We start from the raw sequence: 17,966 nt of genomic DNA on the forward strand, positions 1-17,966 counted from the left end.
GTCTCCTCACTCTTTCTCGAGGTTTGGGATTAGACCCACCCAATTTACCGCACGACCCCTCTACCGCCTTCGCTTGCCGACGCCCCCTTCAACGCAAAACCCCCTTTCCGGAAAGGAAAGGAGGAAGGTGCGCCGCAGGCCTAGTGGATAACCACGCGGGCTCTATCGCCGCCGGTGCAAGTAACCCGGGCGGAACTACCGGAGCAGTACATGGTGTAGGTACCACCGGTGGTCGGCGAATGGACACTCAAGGTGACGTTGGTGCCGCCGCCTGCAACCCAGTTATTCATAAAAGCGGTATAGACGTTGCGAGCAAAAGGACTGGAAGTCGGTCCAGTCGCATAATAGTTAGGGAAATCACCCCAGGAATGTCCATTGCTAGAGCCAGCGGAACCAGCCTGTGCCGGCGCTGGTGCTGGGGCGTCCTTGGTCTTGGTCACCGTGACCGGGCTGGAATCTTCATCCTCATCCTCAGCATCGTCCTTAGACGAGGAACCGGAGTGCTTGCTAGATCCGGAGCCGGAGCCGCTATTGGCATCAGCCTGCTGGAATTGACTATCGGCGGCCGCGCTAGTCGATGCATCGTCCTTGTTATTGGTCACGAACATGATGACCATGGCTGCCACCGCGATAACCGCCACAATGGCTGCGATAATCGCGGCGATCGTGGCGCCACCTACGCCACCGCTTTGCTGCGGCTGGGAATAATACTGCTGATTGTACTGGGGCGGCTGTTGGTTATATCCACCGTAGTTATTGCCATTGGGAGCCGTCATATTTAAGGGACCACCTTGGGAATAGGAATCTGGAGGGGATGTCCTCTTTACTATAACCCTAGAGGGCATATGCGCTGCAGTGTAGGCATGAAAAAGCGCTAAAAGATTTGCCAGATCCCTCCTATCGCTCAGAATTCGTCCGCCACACCGCCGGGGCACCAAGGCCCATCTCCGTAAAACCGATCTCCGCACTGCCCACCCACGAGGCTGCCGGCGGCAAGCAGTCTGCTACCAAGGAAGCCACTGCGGCCAGCGGCTGCGTGGCCTCTCCATTTACGATGAGCCGCCACACCGGAATTCCTTGTGGCCACTGGCCGAATCTGAAGCGATATTCCTGCGCTAGCGGGCTGCTTTCAGTGCACTCCTCCGCTACCAGGAGAGCGAAAATGCTTAGCGGCTCAAAGCCCCGTGCCCGCAGCGTCTCTGGCAAAGCTTCGATGCTATTCTCCCACTCCTGGGTTACTAGGAGTACCGAGAGGTCAGCGCTCACCTCCATTAGCCTTCACCCTGTGTGCTGGCTTCTTGTTCCAACTGCGCGATGAAGGCCTTGTCGTCCTTATCGAGCTCAGCCGCCTCCAAAAGTTCGGGACGACGTTGCCACGTGCGCAGCAAAGCCTGTTCCCTCCGCCATGTGTCTACCAAACCGTGGTTTCCCGAGGTGAGCACGTCCGGCACGGCTAGGCCACGCCACTCTCGCGGCTTGGTATAGCTCGGGCCTTCCAAGAGACCATCAGAAAAAGAATCTTCCTCATGAGAGCGCTTATTTCCCAGCACACCGGGGATGAGTCGCACCACAGCCTCAGCAATCACCAACGTTGCCACTTCCCCACCGATCAGCACATAATCGCCGATGGAAACCTCGCGCACGCGGTAGCGCCGAGCGGCGTCATCCACCACGCGCTGATCGATGCCCTCATAACGCCCGCAGGCAAAAACAATGTGCTCCTCATTGGACCACGCCCGCGCATCTTCTTGGCTAAACGGTTTTCCCGTTGGCGTCGGCACGATAAGCAGTGGGAGGTCGCTATCCTCATCGGCCGTGGCATCAACCGCATAGGCTTGTGCCTCTACCCCTTCTAGTTCATCGTGGCGTGGACGGTTCAGATGGGGCAGCGCCGATTCTAAGTTGGGCGCACTTTCTTGTGCGGCGACGCTATCGAGCGCTGGCCCCCATACCTCCGGCTTCATAACCATGCCGGGGCCGCCACCGAACGGCGAATCATCGACGGACTTATGCGCATCCGTAGCCCACTGCCGCAGGTCGTGCACACCTACTTCAAGGCGACCTTGTTCAATGGCCTTTCCCAAAAGCGCATGCCGCAACGGGTCTAGGTACTCCGGAAAGATGGTGATGACGTCAAGCCTCATAGGTCAAGCAGTCCTTCCGGTGGATCGATGGTGCACGTTCCGGCCTCAAGGTTCACCTCAGGAACAATGGCATGCACGAAGGGAATGAGCGCCTCCTTGCTGTTGTCGAGTTCTACCTCCAACAAATCCTGGCTTCCACCGTGGATGACCGATGTGACCTTACCGACTTCCTTGCCAGCTAAAAGAACGCGAAGCCCTTCCAGCTCATGGTCATAAAAGCCATCATCATCACTGTCTAGCGGAGCGGCAAAGAACTTAGTACCACGTAGGCTATCCGCCACTGTTCGGTCTTTGATCTCTTCAAAGGTAATGAGCAACCTTCCCTTATGGCTCCGGACCGCCTTGATAGTTAGTGTGTGCTCCTTCTTGCCCTGCGTGCCATGAAGAACTTCCCCTACCGCAAAGCGCACCTCCGGTTCATCCGTAGTGGCTTCTACTACCGCTTCACCTTTCACGCCGTGTGATTTAATCACGCGACCAATCATCAATTCCATAGCGGAAAGTCTACAACACAGACCTCTTTGCCCTTGTCAGTCATGAATTTTGGCGCTTTGGAAAGCAAACCCAGATTTTGAGTATTGTTGCCGTTAAAGTGGGCTTATGAGCGATCTACCGACCAACTCCCCGGACACGTTTGGCGCGGCTTCTCATTCAGGCGAGGATTCCGTAATGTCCGCGCTAAACCTGCTGGACATCGCGCCTGATACCGATCCGCACCGCCCGCACCCGGGCGTACAGCGCGTCTTGAGCGCCGATGGTGCCAACCTCATTCTCTTTAGCTTTGCGCCTGGACAGTCCCTGCCCAACCATAAGGCCGCACATCCCATCACCGTGCAGGCGCTGCGCGGTGAGCTTAACTTCAGCTACGGCAGTGAAACCATCCCGCTCACCCCCGGCTCTATCGTGCACCTTCCTGCATATGAGGTGCATAAAGTCGAGGCCACGCCGGAGAGCGGCGACCCTTCTACCCCCGCAATTTTGCTGCTCACCATGCTAACCAAATAATTTATATGCACATAAGTTTTGGTGATAAAATGAGTTTTATGGAAACGCACAATAAGCCCTACCATCATGGAAACCTCCACGATGAGCTGCTCCGTATCGCTGTTCAACTAGGCAAAAGAAGCGGCCCCGAAGCAATTACCGTTCGTGCGGTAACCCGCGAAGCAGGAGTGTCCCCTACCTCCGCATACCGCCACTTCAAGGACCAAGAAGAACTGCACGACAAGGTCGCCGAACTTGCCACCGATGAGTTGGTCCGGCGTTTACACGAGACTACCGAGACTGCAGAGGGCCTAGATTTTCCAGAGCACCTTATGCAAATTGGTTACGCTTACCTCGAGTTTGCCTTGGATGAGACCAATTTCTTCCGCTGCATGCTGGAGTGGAAGGCACTGCGTTTCATGCTTGGCGTCGATCCCAATACGGAAGATGATCCGAAGATGGATCACCTACAGCAGATTCGCGATTTCTTTGCCCTGTTGTCCCGCCACGCCGAAGCACTGGACAATACCACTGAGCCTACGTATTTCCTGCAAAATGCTCTGCTGGCCTGGTCGGCTATTCATGGATTTACCGTGCTTGCCATCAACGGCCCTATGTCGCAGCTTCCACGCGAGCAGATCCTCGAGCTTTTCACACCGGTTGTTGCAGGCGCCCTGCGCGGCATGGACTTTAAGCAACCCTCTAACGTCTACAGCCGCTACTCCAACTACAAGCCACAGAACTAAAGGCGAACTGGCATATCCCGACATGGATGCCGCAAGTTTCCTAGCGCGTCACCGCCAGTAGCGACCGCGTACGCAGCCCCGGCAAGGACTAGCGTGCGCGGTCGCTATAGTGTGCCGGCGTTCTTCCGCGAAAAATAAAGGCCCCGCTACTACGACCAGTGATCGTAGCGGCGGGGCCCGAAGCTAAAGCGCTATGCGCTTAACGAGGGAGGCAGATTACTCTGCGGACTCCTCAGAGGCTTCCTCAGCCTTCTCCTCGGCCTCAGCGTCAGCTTCGCCGGCGGCAGCAGCGGCAGCCTCTGCAGCAGCAGCTTCCTCAGCAGCCTTCTTCTCAGCCTCTTCCTTGGCCTTCTTCTTCTTTTCAGTGATGGCCTCGATGGTCGGGCCATTGTTAGCCTCAGCCAGTGCCTCGTTGAAGATCTCCAGCTTGGACTTCTTCTCCTCAGCAACCTTCAGGGTGCCCTCTGCGCCCGGCAGGCCCTTGTGCTTCTGCCAGTCACCGGTGACCTTCAGCAGAGCGAGAACCGGCTCGGTTGGCTGTGCGCCAACGGACAGCCAGTGCTGTGCACGCTCGGAATCGATCTGGATGAGGGAAGGCTCTTCCTTCGGGTGGTAGATACCGATGTTCTCGATGACCTTGCCGTTACGACGGGTGCGGGCATCAGCAATAACAACGCGGTACTCAGCAGCGCGGACCTTGCCCAGGCGCTGCAGCTTGATCTTGACAGCCATGTTGGCTCCTTTACTAGTCACTGGGCAGTACAGACGCGCACTAGATTGTGCGCCGGTTCAACCCTTGGATTTTATCTGCGCGTGACATACCGGCCGACCGTGGACGGAAACGGTGCTACGCAGAATATTACGTTCTTCAGTTTATCTAGCTCAGAAATCCGAGCAGACAACCTGAAATATTTTAGCGCGAGTAGCTGCATTTTCAAAAATTACTACGCCACGCACGCAGGTTCGTTATGCCTGCGATACTGAAGCAGAGTACCCTTAAGGGCCGAATATAGACATTTCGTTTCATATGTATGGCGCGCCTTCCGCCCCACCATTCAGGCATAGGCGCACGAAAAGACAGTTTATGACTAAAGAATCACCGCGAAATTTCCGGTACCGCTATGACCTTGATGGCCTGCGCGGTATTGCCATCGGCCTAGTAGTTATCTACCACGTATTCGTCGGACGGGTATCCGGCGGCGTCGACGTATTCCTGCTGCTATCCGGCTACTTCTTCTTGGGCTCCCAGCTGCGCTACGCAAGCAAGCCCAACGCCTCGCTGAACCCATGGTGGCCCATCTGGCGCACCTTGCGACGCCTAGTGCCGAGCTTGGTTCTGGTCATCGGTGTGACCTACATTCTAGTGCGAATTTTCACCCCGCAGCTCATGCGCACCGAGCTCACCCAGCAGATTACAGCCACCATGCTGTATTACCAGAACTGGGAGCTAGCGGAACAAAACGCCGACTACACGGCGGCCGCGGCCGATACCTCGCCGCTGCAGCACATGTGGTCCATGGCCGTGCAGGGTCAGTTCTACATCATGGGCATTGCCTTCGCGCTCATCTTGGCTGCCATCATGAAGTTCCGGCCGAAGCAGCAGCCTTTGGGCAAGCGCAGCTTCCCCACGGTCAACCAGATTGCTGGCCCGATCCTCATCGTGGTCACCATCGCCTCCTTCGCCTATGCTTCGCGCCACGGCCTCTACGGAACTCCGGAGAACTACTATTCCACTTGGTCGCGCGCTTGGGAGTTGACCTTGGGCGCGGTCTTGGCCATCTACGGTTCCTCCTGGAAGATTCCAGCCCGCCTCTATGACCTCTTTACCGGCCTGGGCCTTCTGATGCTCATCTTTACTGGTGCCATCATCGCGGATACCACTGCGTATCCTGGCCCGCTTTCCCTCTTGCCACTAGGCGGCGCCGTGCTCATTATCTTGGGCGGCGGTGGCAAGATTTCCAAGGCCATGGCCTCCAAGCAAGCGCGCTGGCTGGGCGATGTAGCCTACCCGCTCTACCTGTGGCACTGGCCATTGCTCATTTTGTCCACCTCCTACCTGGGTCAAGAAACCCCGTCGTGGTGGTTGGGCGTCATCATTATCGTCATTTCGCTAGTGTTGGCGGACCTCACGCACCGCTTTTTGGAAAAGCCCCTGCGCCAGCATCGCAAGCGCCCCACGGCCGAGGATCTGCCGGTACGTAAGGGCCTTTCGACCTTGCAGAAACCCGCCGGTGCCGCCCGCGGTGTGGGCGGCGTCGTAGTCGCTGCGGCTGTTGTCGGCCTCTTGGCTATCCAGCCACTGTGGATGCGCACCCTTGATGATGCTGATGCGGAGCTTTTGGATCCTGCCCTCTACCCCGGCGCAACGACGTTCATCAACGACATCACCCCGCCGGATAACGTGGAGGTCAAGCCTGATCCGATTCTGGCCGGCGGAATCCAGCCACCAGTAGCGACAAATTGGTGCTTCGTGCCAGATAGCCAGCCCGCTGACTTCTTCTTCGAAACCCGCAAGGACGGCAAGACCCCCTGCATTTTCGGTGACCCCAACGCAGAGAAGGAAGTCTATTTGGTCGGCGGTTCCCACGCGGAGCAGTATTCTGCCCCGCTGGACCGCTTAGGCAAGGAAATGGGCTTTAAGCTGGTACCACTGCTGCGCCAGGGCTGCCCGATTGAATTGGGTGACGATGTCACCGTGACCCCAGAGTGTGCCGAGTGGGGCAAGCTGGTCATGGATCGCATCGAAGAGGCGAACCCGGCCTTGGTTATCTCAAATACCACTCGCCCGCAAAATGAATTTGGCACCGGCCCCGATGCCGTGCCCGCCGGCTACCAGGCATTCTGGGAGGAATTGGCCGAACGCGATATTCCCTTCTTGGGCTTCCGCGATAACCCGTGGGGATTCGACGAAGAAGGCCGTCCACGCGAGTTTGATGAGTGCTACGTCGCTACTGAAGATGCCTACGGCTGCGGCATGCGCTTTGAGCAGGTCTACCAGCCTTATGACCCCGGTGCAGTCGTGCTGTCGGAGTACCAGAATATGCTCTCGATCGATACCGCTCCGTGGTTCTGCGATGCCAATGGTGACTGCCCGGTCATCATCGGCAATACGATGGTCTACCGCGACATGCACCACATCACCAACGCTTTTGCGGAATCAGCAATGCCGATGATTCGCGAGGCCCTAAAGCCCTTCCTCAACGGGGAAAAAGTCCAGCAGGAAGCCCCGGATATTCCACCGGAGCAGGCTGCAGGAGCCGTAGAGCAAGCACCCGCAGCACCTACCAACGCCGGCAAGCAGCATGCCAACCCCGTCCCCTACCCCAACGCTGCACAAGACGATGCCGTCTAGGCCATAGCTCGGTCGTGCACAAGCCCCGAGGGCGAAGGCGCCTCATGCGAAGGCGCGCTGGGGCTTAGGGCGGCGTCGGCAAGCGTATAAGAAGGAGGCTCCCGCAGCAACGCGGAAGCCTCCTTCTTTATGCTTTAAGGCTGGGAAAACTACTTTTTACCCTTGCCAAAGTCCAGGTTGTCGAGATCGATATTTTCCATTCCCTTCGGCATCTTTGGCATGCCGGGCATACCTGGCATGCCACCGCCGCCGCCCATTTGCTGCTGGAGCTTTTGCAGCTCCTCCATGGACGGCATGCCGCCGCCACCGGGCATTCCTGGCATTCCGCCCATGCCCGGCATACCGCCCGGCATCTTCGGGCCACGGTTGCCGCCGCCTTTGCCCTTCTTTCGCTTGCCATTCTTGCCCTTGCGACCCTTGGGCTTCTTCTTGGTAGCGGAGCGACCACCCATGCCGCCCATGCCGAATTGGCCGGCCATCTTGGACATCATTTTCTTAGCCTGGTTGAAGCGCTCAATGAGCTGGTTGACCTCGGAAACGCTGACACCAGAACCATTTGCAATGCGCTTGCGGCGCGAAGCATTGAGAATCTTCGGATCCTCGCGCTCCTGCGGCGTCATACCGCGGATGATCGCCTGGATGCGGTCCAGCTGCTTTTCATCCACCATGGCGGCCATTTCATTCATCTGCTTGCCGCCGGGCATCATCTTCAGCAGGTTGCCGATGGGGCCCATCTTGCGGATCATCAGCATCTGCTCAAGGAAGTCATTGAGCGTCAGCTCGCCAGAGCCCAGCTTAGAGGCTGCCTCCTCAGCTTTCTGGTGGTCCAGGGTTGCTTCAGCCTGCTCGATAAGGGAGAGCAAATCACCCATGCCCAGAATGCGGCTGGACATGCGCTCCGGGTGGAAGACATCGAAATCATCGAGCTTCTCACCGGTAGAGGCGTACATGATGGGCTTGCCGGTGACCTCACGGATAGACAAGGCCGCACCACCACGGGCGTCACCGTCCAGCTTGGTGAGAACGACGCCGGTAAAGTCCACACCATCGCGGAAGGCCTCGGCCGTCTGCACGGCGTCCTGACCGATCATGGAGTCGATGACAAAAAGGACTTCGTCCGGGTTGACGGCATCGCGGATATTGCGAGCCTGCGTCATCAGGGTCTCATCGATGCCCAAGCGGCCAGCGGTATCGATGATGACCACATCGTGCTGCTTCTGCTTGGCCTCGGCGATGCCCTGCTTGGCGACGTCCACCGGGTCACCGTGCGAGGTCCCCATTTCATGCTCGTTGGAGTCCAGGGAGGTTCCCGGATCCGGTGCGAAGGTCGGCACCTCAGCGCGCTCGCCGACGATTTGCAGCTGCTGCACCGCGCCCGGACGCTGCAAGTCACAAGCCACCAGCATCGGGGTATGGCCCTGTTTAGCTAGATGTTTGGCCAACTTACCGGCCAGGGTGGTTTTACCAGCACCCTGCAGGCCGGCGAGCATGATCACCGTCGGCGGGTTCTTAGCCAAGTTCAGGCGGCGGGTTTCGCCACCAAGGATCTCAATGAGCTCCTCATTGACGATCTTGACTACCTGCTGCGCCGGGTTGAGCGCCTCAGAGACTTCCGCGCCACGGGCGCGTTCCTTGATGCGCTTGATAAAGCCACGGACTACGGTCAAAGACACGTCGGCTTCCAGCAGCGCGAGGCGGATCTCGCGAGCGGTGGCATTGATATCAGCCTCGGTCAGTTTGCCCTTACCGCGCAGGCCCGCCAGGGCTGACTGTAGGCGGTCTGATAGTGAGTCAAACACTACGGATGCGCTCCCTTAATTTAGATCGATCTAAAGTTCAACTATTCAATCTTAGTCCCTAGCCAGGGCCCTGGTCACATTCCCCACCACGGTAGCGCGAGAAACCTGCCCGGCAAGGTACACATTGACGATCATCGTCGCGCCCATAATCTCATGGCGCAGCCATACAAAGTCCGGCAATGCCTCTACCAAGTGCCCTAAAGCGCCGATGCGCTCAACCGTCCGGATGACCAAAATGCCGCCCACATCGAATGCCGCAGTGGTCACCTCTCCCGCAATGGCCGGCAGCTCCGTATAAGTTCGTGAGTTATAGGACTGAATAAACCTTATCTCCTGCGCTGCCTCCTTTAGGGTCTGTTGCACCGTGCGGATAAAGAACTCCGCCTTATAGGCACCGTCCTCCTCGCGAACGATATTCGCCCGCACGATGGTCCACCCCAGCGCCGATAGCAAAGCGAAGATGCGCTTTAGCTCCCCTTGAGAGGTACCGCACCACGACACGCTGACTTCTTGGTCTTCCCAATCCACTGTGAGCGCAACGCCTTCGCTAGATAGCGGTACATGCACAGCAGGACGGTCGAGAACACGCGGTTTGAGCGCCTCGAGTGCCCGCGCGACGATCAGCTTCTGTGCTTGCTTCACTCGCGGTGTCCACACGCCAGGCCCGGTCGATTGGGCATCAGCCTCAGCCAACACCGCTAACAGGGATATAGTCAGCTGGTCATAATGCGCGGCAGCCAAGAGGGCATCGCGAGCGGCATCGGAAGCCGGGTCCATCGTCGCCGCTAACCGCGCCAAGGTGGTATGTTCTGCCACCAGGGTTTGGGCGCGCGACCTATCGGCGACGCTCAACCGCATACGGGCTGCCTGGCGGGTAATCATCTCCGCACCTACTTGCGCATGAGGGCGCCCGTAGCCCTTGCCTATGTCATGGTAAAGCGCCGCCAAAAGCAATAAATCCGGACGAGCCACCGAGGTACGCATTTCCGCACAGCGGGTAACCGTAGCGATGAGATGATGGTCCACTGCATGGACGTGGCTGCGCTCGCGCGGCAATAAGCCGCGCACATGCCCCCATTCTGGGACTAAGCGTTCCCATAGGCCATAGCGGTCCAAGTCCTGTATGACACGCGGCGTGCATCGCGGGGAGGACAAAATAGCGAAGAAATCATCCACCGCTGCCCGCGGCCAGCGTGGCGGCAGCTCGGGCAGATCTTGAAGCTGGTGCCACGTGGTCTCGGCGATGATATATCCCGTGCGCGCCGCGGCAGCCGCCACGCGGGTGAGAAGCCACGGGTCCTCTACATTTGGCTTGCGCGAAAGGAAAATGCTGCCGGTCTCAGCCACGACGTCCACATCGAGCGGGCGGCGCCGGCCCCGGCCGGTCGCTGAAGCATTACGGCCTAGCACCCCACGGGCGGTTGCAAGGCCGCGCTCCACCGCCTTATTGACCGTGGCCGCAGCGCTGACCAAAGCTGCCGTCAGTGCGTAGCGGCTTTCAAAACCCAGATCCGCCGCTACGTCCGCGGCGAACTCGGGATCCAGTATGTCCCGGTGGCGCCGGGCTGTGACGTGCAGGAGCGTGCGGGCGTCGAGAAGCAGCCGCTGCTCAACGTCCAAATCTGGAAAGTCGCACAGGTTACCCAAGGCCATCGCGCGCAAGAGCTGAATATCGCGCAGTCCCCCGCGCCCATTCTTCAGGTCCGGGTTCGTCATCGCTGCCACCGCGCCCGAACGTTTCCACCGAGTAATCGCGGTATCCAAGAAATCATCAAAGCCGCGCTGCAGCTGGCGCCGCCACGCCGCAAGCAATTGCGCCCGCGCCTCATCCACCAGGACCTTGCGCCCTGCTACAAAGGCCAAATCCAACTGGGCAAAGCCGGCAGAGGCATCCTCGGCGGCAATCGCCCCGCACTCTTGTGGGGTGCGCAGGGCATAATCCAGGCGGTACTTGGCATCCCACACGGGATACCACAGCTGCTCCACCAGAGCCGGATCTGGCTCGTGGCCTTCCGGATAGATGAGGATGACATCAATATCCGAGTACGGAGTCATCTCATTGCGGGCAAAGGAACCGGTGGCAGCGAGCGCGGTTCCTGGAGGAAGCTCGAGACTGCGCAATACACGAAGCGCCGAGGCATGGGCCTCGGCGCGAATCTGTGCGGCGGTATGCATGCGGGCTTAAAGTGCCGCCTCGCCGCGCTCGCCAGTGCGCACACGAATGGCATCTTCAACTGGGGTTACCCACAGCTTGCCGTCGCCGATCTTGCCCGTGTAGGCAGCATCCACGATGGCATTAATGATGTCTTCAACGTGGTCATCGGCCGCAACAACCTCCAGCTTAACCTTGGGCACAAAGTCAGTGGCGTATTCTGCTCCGCGGTATACCTCGCTGTGTCCACGCTGCTGCCCAAAGCCCTGGCTTTCAGTAACAGTGAGGCCGCGTACTTCCTGCTGCTCCAGAGCCTGACGGATTTCCGGCAGGGTGAAGGGCTTAACGATGGCCGTGATGAGTTTCATTGTTACTCCTTGCTAACTCTTCGGGGCGGGTCTAGAGGCACCGAATAACGTGCATCCATTCTAGCCCGAGCACAGCAATTGCTGTGCAACTTTTCCACATTGTGAATCCAGGGCGCTGGTGGGCTCAGAAGACCCCACTGTGCAACCAGAAAAGCGGCGAGCTGTTCTGTTCTCCCCGCAGCTACGCACAGGAGCAGAAAAGGCTCGCCGCCAGAAGGAGCTGAAGAAGACTAGATATCGTCTTCCTCTGCTTGCACGGTCTGAACTTCCTTATTGGTGTGCTTGGCGTGCTTGACGTCGGTGACGGTTACGCCATAGATGGAGCGGCCCAGATAAAAGGAACCTACCGAGCCGATGATCCATACACCGAAGCAGGCGATCAGTGCCTGGATGAGCAGCCACAGCGAAAAGCCATCGCGGCCAAAATCTACGACCAGCTTGGCCACGATAATCAGCGGTACCGCAAGTCCCACAGTGGGGCCCAGCAGGTTGGCCCGGGTCAAGGCATCGGGCGCTCGCCACAGAGACACCACCGTAGCGACCACCAAGAGCGTAGCGATGATAAGCAGAACCGAGGCGATAATTTCAGAAATGGCCATGGTTTATCGCCTGCCCTTCGAAATGATGCGGGCCATCGATAGCGTCGGTAGCACACCTGCGGCAATGGCTGCAAGGAGTGCAATGTAATACGCCATCGGGGCGTTATTGGTCATCGACCACGCTAAATACATGCAGATCATGCCGTAGAAAACGATGTCCGACGTAATGGCGCGGGTGAGTTCATCGCGCGTACGAAGCGCTAGCAGCACGCCGCACCACGTGGCGATGCCAATGATGAAGACGCATACAAATACGACCCAGCCGAATGGGGACAATGTGGCAAAGTCAATCATCGCTCGGTCTCCTTTCTGCGTTGTACGTTGCGGGCGCGGCGCTTTGGCTTTTCGACGTCCGCCTGGCTTTCTGAAAGCGGAGTGTCTTCCGCCCGTGCCAAGTCAGGCGAGCGCATATAGCGTCCCACAGACTCGAGCGGATACTCGTAGAAAGCCTCATCCAATTCTGTAGTCTCCCCTTGACCCGGCACGCCATAATCGATGTCTTTAACCCGCGGGGCGAGGCGCTGTTCCATATCAGCTAGGTCAGCGACGATTCCCGCTGGGTCGGATCCTTGCACGGCCTGTACCAGCACGATGCGCGGCAGCCCCTTGCGGGGCGGTTCACGCAAACCGAGCGAGAGCGTGCCCGGGGTTGCCGTAATGGAAGACGTAAACCAGAAAATCTCCCAGGCGCTAGTCACGCGCAGTGGGTAGCGAATGATAACCGGATTGTATTCATTATCCGGTTTGAAGGCCGCCAGTGCCAAGCTAATGCCGGCGACGAAAATCTCCTTGATGAGCCACAATGCATACACAATTGCGTTCATTTAACGGCCCTCCTGGATTTCATCGATAGTGGGAACGGCAATCGGCTCATCTCCCAAGACGGTTTCAGTATATGCGTTAGTGTCCAGCAGCTGCTCCGCTGCGGCATCCACAACATCGAGGACGATGCCAGAGAAGATGAACATGCACAGCGAACCAAGGATGAGAGCCGCGGATGGGGCCATGAGCTTTTTACGAATGACCAATTCATCCGGGACCTTGTCCTCCGGCAGGCCCTTGCCCCAGAATACCTTGCGCCACACGCGCAGCATGGCCAAGAAGGCAGCGAAGGAAGCGATGATAATGGCTGCGATGGCAATCCAGGCCGAAGCACCACCCACGCGGGCGATCTCGAAAACAATCATCAGCTTGCCCCACATACCCGAGAACGGTGGGAAGCCCACGACGGAGAATGCACCGGCAGCGAAAATCCACGCGATGATGGGGTCACGGCGAGCAAGGCCGGAAAGCTTGCTGAGCAAGCCTGTGCCGTAGGTCTCCTCAATGGCACCAGAGGCCAAAATCAGCGAACCAACGGTCACCATGTGGTGAATCGTGTACATGATGCCAGCTGCCAGTGCGCGACGTGGGTCATCAGAGGTAAACGCAAGCATGACCAAAATGAAAGGCATGCCGTTGAGCATCTGGTAGCCGAGGACGCGGCGGATGGAATTTTCCGCTAGGCCGCCGAAGGCACCGATCATCATGGAAATAATCATGATGACGATGATCAACACATTCCAGCGCTGTTCCAGATCAAATAGCTGCACGTAGAGGCGGTAGAGCATGTAGACAGCCACTTTGGTGTGCAAGCCGGAAAACAGGCCCATCACCGCGGCGGAGGTTCCTGGGTAGGTGCGCGGCAGCCACGACTGCACGGGGAACACGCCGGCCTTGGCGGTAATCGCAATGAGGATCAAGCCTGCTGCCACGGTCACCGGCCCATTGCCTGCCGCTGCGCCCTTCAGTGCGCCTAGGTTGACCGCACCGGTAACCGAATACATATAACCCACGCCAACGACCAACAAGGTGGAGGCGAAAAGGTTAACCAAGACGAAGGCACGGCCGGCTGCCAAGCGCGACCACGTACCAGACATGGTGATAAGGCCGTAGGACGGCAGAAGCATGACCTCAATGAAGACGAAGAAGTTAAAGAGGTCGGCGGTCAGCAATGCACCGCACACACCGGTGATCAAAATCAAGGTGAGCGATGGATAGTAGCGAGACTTAGTCTCCTCACCCACAATGGCAAACCAGTTGGCACCAAACGCGACGATCATCGTAGTAATGATCATCAACGCGGAGAAGGCATCCGCCGCAAACGGGATACCCACATTGCCTTGGTAGAGACCAACAGTATGGGCTACTACCCCATTGTTCATGGTGTAGATGAGCAGGCCCAGGCCGGCGAAAATTCCAACACCCGGGATGATAAGCATGATGGAATCGCGTACCGCACGCCACGGTGCCAGCAGTGCGAAGGCCGCTGCAATCAGCGGGACCGCTGGAAATAGCGGAAGGAGTTGAGCTACAGCATCAGCCATTATTTGTCATCCTCCTTCTGTTCAGTTACCCCGCGTTCTGCAACGGGAGTGTTGTGGTCCACCTGACCAATTCGGTCAAGCTGATTGGTGGATTCCTCCAAAATTTGGCGATTTTGGGCGTCGCGTCCCAAGGTCGAAAAGGCATGGTCGATGGTGTTGTCATCAACTGGTTCCACCACATCGGTGTCGTCGTTCTTGCCCATGGCCGCCATCGTCAACAAGATGGTCGAGGTTGCCATGGAAATAACAACGGCGGTCAGCACGAAGGCCTGCGGCAGCGGGTCGGCCATCTGATCGTGCGGAACCTGGGATGGGAAGGACTCTCCGCGGTAGGAATACACGCCCGTAGCCAGCAGCATCAGGTTGGCACCGTGGCCAAAGGCCATCATGCCCAGCACGATGCGTACCAAGCCGCGCTGCTGAATGAGATAGACAGCACTGCCGATGAGCAAAGCAATAGTCAATGCAAGGATCATTACTTCTCCCCTCCCCGGATAGCCGCGGAGCGCTTACTCTTCCTCTTCGTCTTTGCTTCCGAAGGCGTCAGCAAGGCCAACGGATCGGTCGAAGGGTTGATCGGGTCTGGGTACGGATCGTCGACGTCTTCAAGCGAAATGCGTGGAGTCGTCGGCAGCGCGGAACCATCATCATGAACCCATGGCAAGAAGTCACGCTCCGTGCCTGGGCGCAGGTAGCCACCCAACGCGTTAATCGCCATGGTCAACATACCTAGCACCGCTAGGTAGATGCCCAAGTCGAAGATGAGCGAGGTGGTCCAGTGTTGGCCAAAGGCTTCGGCATGGATTGCAGCCAAGAAGCCACCATTGCCAATGCCGTGGTGCAAGTAACCTACAAAGCCGGCGATCAAGGCGGTGATGATGCCGATACCGGTCAGGTGAATCGGAGTCATGCGGCCGAAAACAATTTCATCGGAGCCACGGGACAGATAGATAAGCCCGATTGCTGCACCCATGATCAGCGCCGCGGGGAAGCCGCCGCCGGAGGCATTGTGCCCGCGGAAGAAAACGATGACGGACATAATGACCAACAGCGGGATAACAACGTGCACGCCCTTGCGCAATGGCACGGAGTTCAGCTGGGACTGGCCAAACGGCGCTGGGCGTGTACCCGACTTGAATGGGAACCGCGGCAACGTCGTAGTGATTGCTGCAATAACCACCGCAGCCATGCCCAGTACGGAAAGCTCGCCCAAGGTATCGAGTGCACGGAACTCCACGATGATAGTAGCGACAACGTTGTCGCCGCCGGTGATGTCCGGAGCATTGTCCAGGTACCACATGGCCAAATCGGAGCGCTCGTGTCGGCCCATGAGTCCCCACACGCCTAGGAACGCAGCCACACCGGCCAAGACCGCAATGACGATGGAGCCGGTCTTGCGGGATTTGTTCTTCACCGGCTGGAAGGTTTCTGGCAGGTAGCGCAGCACCATCATCATGACGATGACGGACAGGGCCTCCACCATAAACTGCGTCAGCGCCACGTCAGGTGCGCCAAGCAGGAACATCTGCAGGGTCACGCCCGTGCCGGCAATGCCAATCATGATGGCACCCGTCAAGCGGTTCTGGGTGCGCACCAGCCCAAACATCGCTAGGGCGATGATGCCCAGTGGCAGCAGGTCCCATGGGTTATCCAGGCCAGCCACCCGTGGCTGCAGTGCTACCCCGTCGACGCCATCGCGAATGAGGGTGGTAGCTGCCAGCACGATAATCAAAATGACAATCGGCACCATATGGCGGGATGGATTATGCGAATCGGACATCTTGCCCAGGACGCGCCCCAACTGGGAGCAACCCTTCATCAGTGAATACAGCAAATCATTGCCGCTGCGCGGCATGAACTCGTGGGCTTCAAAGCTTGCCCACATCTTCTTGCGGGCAAAGATACCGGCAATACCGACGATGAGGACCACTAGCGAGATAAGGAAAGGAACGTTGAGCCCGTGCCAGAGGGCAAGGTGCGAATGATGCTCCAATCCCACGGCAGCCACTGCATCATCAATCGGGGCATCAAAGAGCCCGAGCACAAATACCAGCGGCAGGGACATAAAGCCCGGCAAAGCGGCGGGCAGCCAGAGCGACACTGGGGCTTCATGGACATGTCCCATGTCGCGAGGTCCGTCAAAGAAGGCGCCGAAGACAATCTTTGCGGAGTAAGTAAAGGTGAAAAAGGCACCGATGCCAGCAACGATGAGCAGGACTACCTGGCCCGCGCCGCCAATCGGGGCGTCCTCAAACGCCGTGAGCATTCCCTCTTTGGACACAAAGCCCAGAAGCGGTGGCACCGCAGCCATCGAGGCCGCACCAATTACTACGGAGCCAAATGTCCACGGCATCTTATTCCACAGTGGTCCTAGGCGGCGAATATCGCGCGACCCAGCCTCATGGTCGATGACGCCAATGAGCATAAACAGAGAGGACTTAAACAGCGCGTGCGCCAGAGTGTGGACCAACGCTGCAGCGATAGCGAACGGGGTACCCACGCCAATGGTGGCAACAATCCAGCCCAGATGGGAGACGGTGGAATAGGCCGTAAGCTTTTTCAGATCCGTCTTCTGCACTGCAAATACCGCGGACATCACCGCGGTGCCCATGCCTACGACGATGAGCAACCAATTCCACACCGCCACATCGTGGAAGATAGTGGAAAAACGAATAAGCAGGTACACACCGGCCTTGACCACCGCTGCTGCGTGAAGGAAGGCCGATACCGGGGTGGCGGCGGCCATAGCCTCTGGCAACCAGAAATGGAATGGGAACTGTGCCGCCTTAGTAAAGGCGGACGCCGCAATCAACACGGCTACGGCTGCCGTTATCCCTGGGCGTTCCGTCCATACAGGGGACGCCAAGATATCAGAAATGGTAGTCGATCCGGTCACCGTCGCGGCAATACCCAAGCCGGTCAGCAGGGTCAATCCACCAATAAAGGTCAGGATCAGTGTGCGCTGCGAACCAGCCTCGCCGCCTGAACCGGAGCGAGCAATCAACATAAACGAAGCCAAGGAGACTAGCTCCCAGGCAAAGAACAAAACCACCACGTCGTTGGCCAGAACCAGCAACAAGATGGACAGCGTGAACGCTGTCATCAAGGTATAAAAGCTGGTGTTGCCCTCATTCTTGGGCAAATAGGCCGCCGAATACGTGAAAACGACGGCGCCAATGACCAGCGCCAACATAGCGAAGAAGATGCTCAACGCGTCCCCGCGGAGAGCAAAACTTACGTCGACGCCTGGTGCGATGAAATCACGCACCCAAGTGGCGTGGAAACTTAATTCCTCCCCGGCTGCAATGGCAGGAAATTCCTTGGCGATGAGGACCGCTGCAATAAGAAAAAGGCCAGCTAGTGGATAGCCTGCCTTTCGGTCAATAACCTTCACGGTTACCGGTGCCAAGATCACTGCCAGCGCCGCGAGGAGGACTGCATAAAGTAGCGTCACGA

General features: G+C 58.0%; 17 protein-coding genes. 3 read left to right on the plus strand and 14 right to left on the minus strand.

Translation table 11 applies throughout. The features are described 5' to 3' along the window. Nucleotides 1–140: 140 nt before the first annotated feature. From ACKFRX_RS08170 to rimM, 4 genes are all read right to left on the minus strand, one after another. Entirely contained in the window at nucleotides 141–776 is a 636-nt protein-coding gene (locus tag ACKFRX_RS08170) for a hypothetical protein (RefSeq protein ID WP_408922540.1), read from the minus strand. 121 nt (nucleotides 777–897) lie between these two features. After that, nucleotides 898–1,272, minus strand: coding sequence for a hypothetical protein (locus ACKFRX_RS08175; protein WP_408927647.1), 375 nt, complete (start codon nucleotides 1,270–1,272; stop codon nucleotides 898–900). Further along, nucleotides 1,272–2,144, minus strand: a complete 873-nt coding sequence (gene trmD, locus ACKFRX_RS08180; protein WP_250408292.1) for a tRNA (guanosine(37)-N1)-methyltransferase TrmD — start codon at nucleotides 2,142–2,144, stop codon at nucleotides 1,272–1,274. The genes ACKFRX_RS08175 and trmD overlap by 1 nt, the downstream gene beginning before the upstream one ends. After that, on the minus strand, nucleotides 2,141–2,638 hold the full coding sequence (rimM, locus tag ACKFRX_RS08185) for a ribosome maturation factor RimM (protein ID WP_250408289.1): 498 nt from the start codon (nucleotides 2,636–2,638) through the stop codon (nucleotides 2,141–2,143). Before rimM ends, trmD begins: the two co-directional genes overlap by 4 nt. 106 nt (nucleotides 2,639–2,744) lie before the next feature. Between rimM and ACKFRX_RS08190 the strand changes: the two genes are divergently transcribed. Both ACKFRX_RS08190 and ACKFRX_RS08195 read left to right on the plus strand, forming a co-directional pair. Beyond that, complete coding sequence (locus ACKFRX_RS08190; RefSeq protein WP_408927648.1) at nucleotides 2,745–3,149, plus strand: cupin domain-containing protein; 405 nt, start codon at nucleotides 2,745–2,747, stop codon at nucleotides 3,147–3,149. A 38-nt stretch (nucleotides 3,150–3,187) separates the two neighbouring features. Then, a complete protein-coding gene (locus tag ACKFRX_RS08195; RefSeq protein ID WP_234447297.1) occupies nucleotides 3,188–3,874 on the plus strand; it encodes a TetR/AcrR family transcriptional regulator in 687 nt (228 codons plus the stop codon). 216 nt (nucleotides 3,875–4,090) lie between these two features. On the opposite strand, the gene rpsP is transcribed toward ACKFRX_RS08195, so the two are convergent. Beyond that, entirely contained in the window at nucleotides 4,091–4,606 is a 516-nt protein-coding gene (rpsP, locus tag ACKFRX_RS08200) for a 30S ribosomal protein S16 (protein ID WP_005325261.1), read from the minus strand. 352 nt (nucleotides 4,607–4,958) lie between these two features. Here rpsP and ACKFRX_RS08205 point away from each other — a divergent pair, with 352 nt between their 5' ends. After that, nucleotides 4,959–7,226: an acyltransferase family protein gene (locus ACKFRX_RS08205; protein WP_408922538.1), complete on the plus strand. Its 2,268-nt coding sequence runs from the start codon at nucleotides 4,959–4,961 to the stop codon at nucleotides 7,224–7,226. Nucleotides 7,227–7,375: 149 nt separating this feature from the next. On the opposite strand, the gene ffh is transcribed toward ACKFRX_RS08205, so the two are convergent. The 9 genes from ffh to ACKFRX_RS08250 form a co-directional block, all read right to left on the minus strand. After that, on the minus strand, nucleotides 7,376–9,025 hold the full coding sequence (gene ffh / locus ACKFRX_RS08210; RefSeq protein WP_005325263.1) for a signal recognition particle protein: 1,650 nt from the start codon (nucleotides 9,023–9,025) through the stop codon (nucleotides 7,376–7,378). Between the two features lie 51 nt (nucleotides 9,026–9,076). Then, nucleotides 9,077–11,200: a [protein-PII] uridylyltransferase gene (locus ACKFRX_RS08215; RefSeq protein WP_408922537.1), complete on the minus strand. Its 2,124-nt coding sequence runs from the start codon at nucleotides 11,198–11,200 to the stop codon at nucleotides 9,077–9,079. 6 nt (nucleotides 11,201–11,206) lie between these two features. Continuing rightward, nucleotides 11,207–11,545 (minus strand): P-II family nitrogen regulator, encoded by a 339-nt coding sequence (locus ACKFRX_RS08220; protein ID WP_005325265.1) that lies wholly within the window; start codon nucleotides 11,543–11,545, stop codon nucleotides 11,207–11,209. A gap of 230 nt (nucleotides 11,546–11,775) precedes the next feature. After that, complete coding sequence (locus tag ACKFRX_RS08225; protein ID WP_005325266.1) at nucleotides 11,776–12,144, minus strand: Na+/H+ antiporter subunit G; 369 nt, start codon at nucleotides 12,142–12,144, stop codon at nucleotides 11,776–11,778. Between the two features lie 3 nt (nucleotides 12,145–12,147). Then, nucleotides 12,148–12,438 (minus strand): cation:proton antiporter, encoded by a 291-nt coding sequence (locus ACKFRX_RS08230; RefSeq protein ID WP_316971595.1) that lies wholly within the window; start codon nucleotides 12,436–12,438, stop codon nucleotides 12,148–12,150. Beyond that, nucleotides 12,435–12,968 (minus strand): monovalent cation/H+ antiporter subunit E, encoded by a 534-nt coding sequence (locus ACKFRX_RS08235; RefSeq protein WP_408927649.1) that lies wholly within the window; start codon nucleotides 12,966–12,968, stop codon nucleotides 12,435–12,437. The genes ACKFRX_RS08230 and ACKFRX_RS08235 overlap by 4 nt, the downstream gene beginning before the upstream one ends. Further along, the gene (locus tag ACKFRX_RS08240) at nucleotides 12,969–14,510 is read right to left on the minus strand and encodes a monovalent cation/H+ antiporter subunit D family protein (RefSeq protein WP_408927650.1); all 1,542 of its coding nucleotides are present in this window, start codon (nucleotides 14,508–14,510) and stop codon (nucleotides 12,969–12,971) included. After that, complete coding sequence (locus ACKFRX_RS08245) at nucleotides 14,510–14,986, minus strand: sodium:proton antiporter (protein ID WP_250410016.1); 477 nt, start codon at nucleotides 14,984–14,986, stop codon at nucleotides 14,510–14,512. The genes ACKFRX_RS08240 and ACKFRX_RS08245 overlap by 1 nt, the downstream gene beginning before the upstream one ends. Beyond that, on the minus strand, nucleotides 14,986–17,964 hold the full coding sequence (locus ACKFRX_RS08250) for a DUF4040 family protein (protein ID WP_408927651.1): 2,979 nt from the start codon (nucleotides 17,962–17,964) through the stop codon (nucleotides 14,986–14,988). Before ACKFRX_RS08250 ends, ACKFRX_RS08245 begins: the two co-directional genes overlap by 1 nt. Nucleotides 17,965–17,966 lie beyond the last annotated feature (2 nt).

It is taken from the genome of Corynebacterium tuberculostearicum (genome assembly GCF_046097465.1).
GTDB classification, from domain to species: Bacteria; Actinomycetota; Actinomycetes; order Mycobacteriales; family Mycobacteriaceae; genus Corynebacterium; species Corynebacterium tuberculostearicum_I.